Raw genomic sequence first — 9149 nt, forward strand, 5'->3', positions numbered from 1 at the left:
CGGCATTCCGATCTGTGGGTACCCACTTTGAAGTAAGGTACCCACATGACGGTAAGTTTCGCGCAGATCAAGGAATCGACACCCTTCGCCTTCGATCAGAACTGCGGCACACGTGTCGTCCTCGATCACATCATGAGCAAGTGGGGCGTCCTGGTCCTGTCGTGCCTGTCCGATGGCACACACCGCTGGGGCGCGCTGCGTCGTGAGGTCGACGGCATCAGCGAGAAGATGCTCGCCTCGACGCTGCGCACCCTCGTCGATGACGGACTCGTGCACCGGGAGTCGCTGCCGACCGTGCCGCCCCACGTCGAATACAGCCTGACGCCGCTCGGTCGCGACCTGATGGAGCGGATGCTCCCGCTGATGGAGTGGGTCGCCGACCACGCCGACGGCATGCTCGGACGGGACTGAACTTGCGGATTCCGTCGTGGGAGGCGGTCTCTTGCTTCGAATTCTGACGGTTTCAGAAACCCGTTGACGCGATAACCGCGGTGGCCTTACTGTTCTGACATGGCAGCAACGACGCCGATTCACCTGGAACGACCCGATGGCAAGGGTCTCGCTGCGGGAACACTGGGATTGTGGGGATCCACCGTCATCGGTCTCGCCTCCACCGCCCCCGTCTACTCGCTCGTCGCGACGCTCGGATTCGTCGTGCTCGCGGTGGGGGCGCAGGCTCCGATCGCCTTCATCATCGCGTTCGTCCCGATGCTCCTGATCGCCTTCGCCTATCGCGAGCTCAACAATGCCGTTCCCGATTGCGGCACCACCTTCACCTGGGGAACCAAGGCCTTCGGGCCGTGGGTCGGCTGGATGGGCGGCTGGGGCGTCGCGGTCGCCGGCATGGTCGTGCTCGCCAACCTGGCCCAGATCGCCTCGGTCTACTTCTGGTCGCTGATCGGACAGGACCTGGAGAACAACGACTGGCGCGTCGTCGTCGTCGCTGTCGCGTTCATCGCCGCCATGACGTGGGTCAGCTGGCGCGGTGTCGAGATCGGCGAGCGCATTCAGAACATCCTGCTCGGTATCCAGTACCTGGCGCTGGCCATCTTCGTCGCCACGGCGCTGTGGCAGTTCTTCGCCGGGACGGCCCCGAACCCGACGCCGTTCGACTGGGAGTGGCTGAACCCGTTCGCCTTCACCGACTGGTCGGGCTTCACCGAGGCGATCCTCCTCGCGCTGTTCATCTACTGGGGCTGGGACACCTGCCTCGCGCTGAACGAGGAGACGAAGGACCCGAAGCGCATCCCCGGTCGCGCCGCACTGCTCACCACCGTCATCCTCCTCTTCACGTACGTCGCGGTCACGATCGCCGCGATGATGTACGCCGGACTGGGGGAAGACGGCACGGGGCTCGGCAACGAAGCGAACGCCGACGACTTCTTCCTCGCGATCAAGGACGGCCTCCTCGGACCGTTCGGTTGGGTCCTGGTCGTGTCGGTGATCATCTCGGCGATCTCGTCGACGCAGACCACCATCCTGCCGACCGCCCGTGGCACGCTCGCGATGGGGGTCTACCGGGCGCTTCCCGCCAAGTTCAAGGAGGTGCACCCGACGTACAAGACGCCGTCGTTCTCGACGATCGTCATGGGCGTGGTCGCATCCGTGTACTACATCGGCATGACGTTGATCAGCGACAACATCCTGCAGGACTCGATCCTGTCGCTGGGTCTCGCGATCGCCTTCTACTACGCCATCACCGGTTTCGCGAGCGTCTGGTACTTCCGCAAGGACCTGACCGCCTCGGCGCGTGAGTTCTTCTTCAAGGGGCTGTTCCCCTTGCTCGGCGGGCTCATGCTGACCTGGGCGTTCGTGCAGTCCGCGATCGACATGTGGGACGTGGACTACGGCTACACCGTGCTGTTCGGCATCGGCGGCACGTTCGTGATCGGCGTCGGCTCGCTCGCGTTCGGCCTGGTGCTGATGTTCGTCTGGTACCTGTTCCCCCGGTCCAAGCGCTTCTTCCGCGGGGAGAGCCTGAACCGCGACACCGAGGTGATGGTGCCCGATGAGCCCGCGGTGACGATCCGATCGATCGACGGCGGCATCTGAGGATGACGGTCGCCACCGCCGACCTCTACGACGAACTCGAAGAGGGATCGCCTCTGTACAGCGACGAAGACGGGATCCTGGTCGAACGCTGAGCGGCGCCCATCGGTGCCGGGGCGCTTGTCCTAGGCTTGCTGCGTGCGCATCCGGCTCGACATCGCCTACGACGGCACCCACTTCCGCGGGTGGGCGAAGCAGCCGACGCTCCGCACCGTGCAAGGGACTCTCGAAGCCGCCCTGGCCCGGATCGTCGGCTCCGATGTGCAGTTCGTCGTCGCCGGACGCACCGACGCCGGCGTGCACGCGAGTGGTCAGGTGGCCCACGTCGACCTCGACGAGACGCAGTGGTCGCGCATCGAGTCCCGACAGGGCCGCGCGCCGCTGGAGCCCGCCGAGACCATCGCCGGTCGCATGCGGGGCGTGCTCGGTGCGTACTCGGATGTGACGGTCACCCGCACCTCGATCGCCCCGGAAGGTTTCGACGCGCGCTTCTCGGCGGTCTGGCGCCGGTACCGCTACCGTCTCGCCGATGCCCGGACCGGGTTCGACCCGCTGCGCCGGCACGACACGACGACCGTCCGCGGTCGGCTCGACGAACAGGCCATGGACGCCGCAGCGCGCACCCTCATCGGCCTGCACGACTTCGCGGCGTACTGCAAGCCTCGCGAGGAGGCGACGACCATCCGCACGCTGCTCGACTACCGCTGGGCCCGCGACGCCGACGGTGTGCTCGTCGCCGAGGTCAAGGCCGATGCGTTCTGCCACAGCATGGTGCGCGCGCTCGTGGGGGCGTGTGCCGCCGTGGGGGAGGGGCGGCTCGGCGTCGATGATCTCGTCGTGCTGCGCGATGCGCTCACCCGGACCAGTGAGTTCAAGGTGCTGGCCGCGCGCGGCCTGATCCTCACCGAGGTCGGCTACCCCGCCGATGACCTGTTGGCGACGCGGGCCGAGCAGACGCGCGCTCGCCGCGACGGGGTGGGCGGCTGATATGTCGTCACCGACCGGCATCCGTTGGGGGTGCGGCCGCGATCCGGAGCCCGGGCACAGCAGGGGCGAGTAGCGTGGGACGGTCATGAAGGTCATCTCGTACAACCTCCAGAAGCACCGGGCCGCGGGCGAACTCGCGGCGCTGGTCCGCGAGCACGACCCCGACATCCTCTGCCTCCAGGAGTGCGATGTCCCCGAGCTTCCTGCGCGGATCGGTGATCTCGAACTCGCCGACGCCACACAGGGCAACCGCCTCGGCCTCGCCCTGTTCTATCGGTCGAGTTCGTACCACCTGCAGTCCATCCGCACGCTCGGGCTGAAGAAGTCGCTGCATGACCGGATCGCCAAGCCCGCCCACGAACGCGTGCTCGGTGCGCGACTGCGCGACATCGACGACGGCCGGGATTTCATCGTGGCCTCCTTCCACGCGGCACCGTTGACCGCGTTGAACTCGTTGCGTCGTCACCAGATCCGTGCCGCGCTCACCGAGCTCGCGGCGCTCGGTGAAGGGCTGCCCCAGCTGATGGTCGGCGACTACAACTACCCGATCTTCAAGGAGAACCTCGGCCAGGCCGTCCGCAACCACGGCTATGCCCTGTCGCTCAGCGACGACCACACCTACACCCGCTATCGGGTGTTCCGCGGGCACTACGACTTCGCGACGTCGGCCGGGTTCGAGATCGAGCGCATCACCACACTGCCCCAAGGTGCGAGCGACCACCGGCCGATCCTGGTGACGGTCAAGCCCGACTGAGCAGTGCGGTTTGGGTATACCGCACCACGTGGCGTATGATTTCCCTTTGGTGCCTTTGCCCGCGTGCGGGAGAGGGCATCGTCCGAACGTGAGCCCTCCACTGGCGTGTTCCCCTCTCTCCCCGCTCGATGAGCCTGAGAGGACGAACCACCCCGGAGTGGGATTCACGAACTTCTCCGTTCGACACAAGAAAGCAGCACTATCGTGACGCGCACTTACACTCCCAAGGCTGGCGAAGTCCAGCGCGATTGGGTCGTCATCGACGCCACCGACGTCGTTCTCGGCCGCCTCGCCTCGCACGCCGCCACTCTCCTCCGTGGCAAGCACAAGCCGACCTTCGCCAACCACATCGACTCGGGTGACTTCGTCATCATCGTGAACGCAGAGAAGGTCGCGCTCACCGGTCAGAAGCTCCAGAAGAAGCTGGCTTACCGTCACTCCGGCTACCCGGGTGGTCTGAAGTCGGTCACCTACGCCGAGCTCCTCGAGAAGAACCCGGTCCGTGCCGTGGAGAAGGCCATCCGTGGCATGCTCCCGAAGAACAGCATCGGCCGCCAGCAGCTGTCCAAGCTCAAGGTGTACGTCGGTGCAGAGCACCCGCACGCCGCGCAGCAGCCGACGCCGTACACCCTCGACCAGGTCGCCCAGTAAGCGCCGTAAAGACTTAAGGACATACTCGTGGCTGACATCCAGGACACCACCGAAACCCCCCAGAACTTCTCGACGTCGACTCCGGAGACCGACGTGGTCGAGGCGGCTCCCCGCCCCGTCCTCAGTGTCCCCGGTGCCGCTGTCGGCCGTCGCAAGCAGGCCATCGCCCGCGTGCGCATCGTCCCCGGCTCGGGCACGATCACGGTCAACGGCCGCACGATCGAGGACTACTTCCCGAACAAGCTGCACCAGCAGCTGATCAACGACCCGTTCACGGTGCTGAACCTCGCCGGCGCATACGACGTCATCGCTCGTATCTCCGGTGGTGGCCCCTCGGGTCAGGCCGGCGCACTCCGCCTCGGCATCGCCCGTTCGCTGAACGGCATCGACGAGGAGAACAACCGTCCGACCCTGAAGAAGGCCGGCTTCCTCTCCCGTGACGCTCGCGTCAAGGAGCGCAAGAAGGCTGGACTCAAGAAGGCCCGCAAGGCGCCTCAGTACTCGAAGCGTTAAGGTCCACTGCTCCGATGCCGATCTTTGGCACGGACGGCGTGCGAGGACTGGCCAATGGCATCCTCACCGCCGACCTGGCGCTCACCCTGGCCCAGGCGACTGCTGTCGTCCTGGGCCAGGGCCGTACTGCGGAGGCCCGCAAGGCCGAGGGCAAGCGACTCACCGCAGTGGTCGCGCGGGACCCCCGGGTCTCCGGACACTTTCTGACCGCGGCCGTCTCCGCAGGTCTCGCCTCCTCGGGCGTCGATGTGCTCGAGGCCGGGGTCATCCCCACGCCCGCACTCGCGTTCCTGGTGGCCGACCGCGATGCCGACTTCGGCGTCATGATCTCGGCCTCGCACAACGCGGCCCCCGACAACGGCATCAAGATCTTCGCCAGGGGTGGTCGCAAGCTCCCCGACGTGGTCGAGCAGCGCATCGAAGAGGCCATGCACGGGGAGATGCTGCGTCCCACCGGTGCCGGCGTCGGTCGAATCGACCGGTTCTCCGATGCCGAGGATCGCTACGTCGTGCACCTTCTCGGCTCACTGCCGAACCGTCTGAACGGCATCCACGTCGTGCTCGACTGCGCCCATGGCGCGGCCTCCGGTGTCTCACCGGAGACGTTCCGCGATGCGGGTGCCGAAGTCACCGTCATCGGGGCGGACCCTGACGGCTGGAACATCAACGACGGGGTCGGTTCGACCCACCTCGACAACCTCGCCGAGGCCGTCGTGCGTCTGGGAGCCGACATCGGCATCGCCCACGACGGCGACGCCGACCGATGCCTGGCCGTCGACGCCGAGGGCAAGGTCATCGACGGAGACCAGATCATGGCGATCCTCGCGGTGTCGATGAAGGAGCGCGGCCACCTCACCGACGACACCCTCGTCGCGACCGTGATGAGCAACCTCGGACTCCACGTCGCGATGCGCGAGCACGGGATCACGATCCGGCAGACCGCTGTCGGCGACCGGTATGTGCTCGAGGACATGAACGAGGGCGGGTACGCCCTCGGTGGCGAGCAGTCGGGTCATGTCATCATGAGCGAGTATGCGACCACGGGGGACGGCATCCTCACGGGTCTTCACCTCGTCGCGGAGATGGCGCGGCAGAAGAAGACGATTGCCGAGCTCGCCTCGGTGATGACCGTCTACCCGCAGGTGCTCATCAACGTGCGCGACGTCGACAAGGATCGCGTCTCCGAAGACGAGGTCGTGCAGCAGGCCGTGCGCGACATCGAGACCGAGCTGGGAGACACCGGTCGCGTGCTGCTGCGCAAGTCCGGCACCGAGCCGCTCGTCCGCGTCATGGTGGAGGCGGCCGACGCCGAGTCGGTGCACGCCTACGCAGGACGCCTCGCTGAGGTCGTCCAGGAGCGTCTCGCGCTCTGAGGCCCGTTGTCCTTCGGAACCGGTCGGTCGCTGATACAGCGTCCGGCCGGTTCTTCGTTCACCGCGAGGACTCCTTCTCTAGGGGGCCGCGCAGATTCGGTAGAGGCCGCTGTAGACGAGCGTCTCGGTCGTGCACGCGAGACTCGTGAGCCGGGGAATGCCCGCCATCGCCGGTGCATCGAAGAGGCCGACATGCGCGCCGGTGAGCACGATGGGCGGGACGGCCGCGCCCCACGGATCCGCGGCGAGCCACTCGACGTCGTTCTCCGTGACCCAGGCGGTCAGCGGCACGACGGCGGCTCGCTGACGCTCCAGGGTGAGCGCCCGAGGCTCGAACGACGACGCGACGTGCACGGCAGCGCCTCCGGCGACGACGGCGGCGAGGAGTGACGCGGCGACGACACCGATGATGCGCAGGACACCGCGTCGGGGAAGTCGCGCGACAGACCAGACGGCGACGGCGGCGATGACCGGGAAGAACGCATAGACGGCGGGGGCGGGGTGCCGCACCCACAGCGGCAGCCGCGAGGCCGTCGCCCACCAGCCGATGAAGGCGAGTGTGCCGACGAGTGCCGCGAGGGCGTACGCGATCACCAGCCGCTCGGTCTCCGTCGCGGTGCGCCACCGCCGCACGATGCCGACCACGGCGAGGGCGACGGCCAGGAGGGCACCGAGCACGGCGAGTGCCGGAGGCAGGGACCAGGAGCCGGCGAGGGTGTCGAGCTTCTGCAGCACCGTGGTCGCCGCGTCGTCCTGGCCGCCGCTCCGGATGAAGTAGGCGAGGTCGCGCAGGTGCTTCACGTAACCCGAGAAGCCGAGCGAGACCAGGGCCGCCAGTTCGACGAGCAGTGTCGGTACGGCGACCAGCAGCAGCGGCAGCCACGATCGCCGCAGCGTCTCGCGAACCCGTGCCCACCCTGCGCCGTCCGAGAGCACCCACAGGGCGACGGCGAAGGCCGGGAGGACGAGGATCGCGATGAGCTTCGTCTGGATCGCCAGCCCGATGAAGAGACCGGCCAGCCACGCCCGGCGGGGGAGCACGAGGAGTGCCCAAACGATGAGGGCCGCCGCGGGGATCTCGCCGAGGAGGTCGGCCGGGCCCTGGATGGGGGAGATGCCCGCGTCGGCGGTGAAGGCGAGGGGCACGGCGACGGCGAGCAGCGCGGCCCAGCGGCCGCCGATGCGTCGTCCGAGCGCCACGAGACCGAAGAGCAGCGCGATCCAGAAGCCCAGTGGGACGAGCCGGGAGGCCAGCACCGGATCGATCCCGGTCGCGAGCAGCGCGGCGACCGGGAGGAGCACGACGGGTCCCGTGGAGATGCGCGGGTCGAACGGTGTGATCGTCGAGCCGGAGAGCGCTCCGTCGCTCGCGTATCCGAGTCCGTCGAGCAGATTGCGGGGGACGGTGAGGTTGAAGGCCTCATCTTCCCAGAACGGCCACACCACGAGGCTGTGCCAGGCGACGATGACGTGCCCGATCAGCAAGGCGGCCGCGGCCACCCAGAACACGATCGTGCGTGCGCGGGTCATCGCGCGACGGTCTCCGGTCGGTGAATACTGCGCAGCGGAGCGGACGGCCGCAGGGAGAGTTCCCACGCTTCGACGAGGGCGGTGCGGACGAAACGGCGCAGGCGCTTCGGGGGGAGGGCGACGGTGCTCCCGCGTCCCCACATCGTGCCGGTGGCGGAAGCGCCGCGGCGGGGGATGCTGTCGACCCGAAGGTAGCGCACCGTGAACCCCGCGCGGGCCTCGGCCAGAGAGAAGTGCACGTGCGGCACCGATGCATCCGCTGGGGTGGCCTCGACCAGGGCCCGCAGGGCTGGCGTGCGGTACGCCCGCAGCGGGGTGTTCACATCCGGGATCCGGCGCCCGGCGGCCAGCGCGATCAGAAGACCGACGGCTCCCGTGAGCACCTTGCGGTACCAGGGGTCCGTGCGCCCGTCGCGGACGCCGTGGACGACATCGGCGTTCTCGGCGTCGAGCGCGGCGAGCAGCCGGGGGAAATCGCGGCCGTGGAACTGCCCGTCGCCGTCCACGTGCACGAGCACATCGGGCTCCACTGCAAGCCCGGCGCGATAGGCCGCGAGTGCGGTCGGACCGTGCCCGCGGTTGAGGGGCTGCACCTCGACCGCGACGTCCTCGACGTCGTCGAACACGGTGGCGGTCCCATCGGTCGAGCGGTCGTCCGCGATATGGAACGTCACGCGGTCGACCACCGGAGACACGGAGTCGCGGATCTCGTCGATGAAGTCGCGGATGCCTTCGGCCTCGTTGTAGGCGGGCATGACGACGGCGAGGTGGCGGAGGGTCACGGGGTCCTTGGGGTGGCGAGGTGCGCGGGGATCAGGAAGTAGCCTAGTTGAGCTATGGATCTTCCCACCCGACTGCGTCGGCTCGCCGGCGTCGGCAGCCGGTTCCTGGTCGTGGGCGCGCTGAGCACTCTCATCGAGGTGGGGGTCTTCAACCTCCTGGTGTTCGTGTGGGGCTGGGATGTCGTCGCCGCGAAGATCGTGGCTTCACTGGTCGCGCTCGTCAACGCCTACATCGGCAACCGGGAGTGGACCTTCCGGCACCGTGATCGGCGGGGGAGGACCGCGGAGGTCGTGTTGTTCCTCGCCACGAACGCCGTCTGCACCGCCCTGGGCGCTGTTCTCGTCTGGGTGGGGGTCGAAGGCGTGGAGGCGATTCTCGGACGAGAGCCGGGCGCTGTCGCGGTCAACCTCGTGAACCTGACGAGCATCGTGATCGTGGTTCTGCTGCGCTTCGTGCTTTATCACGGCATCGTTTTCCGGGCGTCCCCGAAGCCGTGACGATCACTCCGT

General features: G+C 67.8%; 10 protein-coding genes. 8 read left to right on the forward strand and 2 right to left on the reverse strand.

Features of this window, described 5'->3' with window-relative positions:
- The first annotated feature begins 45 nt into the window (after nucleotides 1-45).
- From L978_RS04780 to glmM, 7 genes are all read left to right on the forward strand, one after another.
- Nucleotides 46-411: a winged helix-turn-helix transcriptional regulator gene (locus L978_RS04780; protein ID WP_047520829.1), complete on the forward strand. Its 366-nt coding sequence runs from the start codon at nucleotides 46-48 to the stop codon at nucleotides 409-411.
- A gap of 99 nt (nucleotides 412-510) precedes the next feature.
- The gene (locus L978_RS04785) at nucleotides 511-2052 is read left to right on the forward strand and encodes an APC family permease (protein WP_047520831.1); all 1542 of its coding nucleotides are present in this window, start codon (nucleotides 511-513) and stop codon (nucleotides 2050-2052) included.
- A gap of 135 nt (nucleotides 2053-2187) precedes the next feature.
- A complete protein-coding gene (truA, locus tag L978_RS04790; RefSeq protein ID WP_047520833.1) occupies nucleotides 2188-3036 on the forward strand; it encodes a tRNA pseudouridine(38-40) synthase TruA in 849 nt (282 codons plus the stop codon).
- Between the two features lie 85 nt (nucleotides 3037-3121).
- Nucleotides 3122-3790: an endonuclease/exonuclease/phosphatase family protein gene (locus L978_RS04795; RefSeq protein WP_047520836.1), complete on the forward strand. Its 669-nt coding sequence runs from the start codon at nucleotides 3122-3124 to the stop codon at nucleotides 3788-3790.
- Nucleotides 3791-3994: 204 nt separating this feature from the next.
- A complete protein-coding gene (gene rplM, locus L978_RS04800) occupies nucleotides 3995-4441 on the forward strand; it encodes a 50S ribosomal protein L13 (RefSeq protein ID WP_047520838.1) in 447 nt (148 codons plus the stop codon).
- 27 nt (nucleotides 4442-4468) lie between these two features.
- Complete coding sequence (gene rpsI / locus L978_RS04805; protein ID WP_017828210.1) at nucleotides 4469-4954, forward strand: 30S ribosomal protein S9; 486 nt, start codon at nucleotides 4469-4471, stop codon at nucleotides 4952-4954.
- Nucleotides 4955-4968: 14 nt separating this feature from the next.
- Entirely contained in the window at nucleotides 4969-6327 is a 1359-nt protein-coding gene (gene glmM, locus L978_RS04810; RefSeq protein WP_047520846.1) for a phosphoglucosamine mutase, read from the forward strand.
- A 78-nt stretch (nucleotides 6328-6405) separates the two neighbouring features.
- Here the strand turns inward: glmM and L978_RS04815 are convergent, their stop codons facing one another.
- Nucleotides 6406-7857, reverse strand: a complete 1452-nt coding sequence (locus L978_RS04815) for a hypothetical protein (RefSeq protein WP_047520848.1) — start codon at nucleotides 7855-7857, stop codon at nucleotides 6406-6408.
- Nucleotides 7854-8639, reverse strand: a complete 786-nt coding sequence (locus tag L978_RS18250) for a glycosyltransferase family 2 protein (RefSeq protein ID WP_052193328.1) — start codon at nucleotides 8637-8639, stop codon at nucleotides 7854-7856. The genes L978_RS04815 and L978_RS18250 overlap by 4 nt, the downstream gene beginning before the upstream one ends.
- Nucleotides 8640-8693: 54 nt before the next feature.
- Between L978_RS18250 and L978_RS04825 the strand changes: the two genes are divergently transcribed.
- The gene (locus L978_RS04825; protein ID WP_052193329.1) at nucleotides 8694-9137 is read left to right on the forward strand and encodes a GtrA family protein; all 444 of its coding nucleotides are present in this window, start codon (nucleotides 8694-8696) and stop codon (nucleotides 9135-9137) included.
- Nucleotides 9138-9149 lie beyond the last annotated feature (12 nt).

It is taken from the genome of Microbacterium sp. ZOR0019 (genome assembly GCF_000800925.1).
Classification (GTDB): domain Bacteria; phylum Actinomycetota; class Actinomycetes; order Actinomycetales; family Microbacteriaceae; genus Microbacterium; species Microbacterium aurugineum.

Excerpts from the sequence above, each read along its gene's own strand:
- L978_RS04780 (WP_047520829.1), top strand. The coding sequence starts at position 46 with ATGACGGTAAGTTTCGCGCAGATCAAGGAATCGACACCCTTCGCCTTC.
- L978_RS04785 (WP_047520831.1), top strand. The coding sequence starts at position 511 with ATGGCAGCAACGACGCCGATTCACCTGGAACGACCCGATGGCAAGGGT.
- L978_RS04795 (WP_047520836.1), top strand. The coding sequence starts at position 3,122 with ATGAAGGTCATCTCGTACAACCTCCAGAAGCACCGGGCCGCGGGCGAA.
- glmM (WP_047520846.1), top strand. The coding sequence starts at position 4,969 with ATGCCGATCTTTGGCACGGACGGCGTGCGAGGACTGGCCAATGGCATC.
- L978_RS04815 (WP_047520848.1), bottom strand. The coding sequence starts at position 7,857 with ATGACCCGCGCACGCACGATCGTGTTCTGGGTGGCCGCGGCCGCCTTG.
- L978_RS04825 (WP_052193329.1), top strand. The coding sequence starts at position 8,694 with ATGGATCTTCCCACCCGACTGCGTCGGCTCGCCGGCGTCGGCAGCCGG.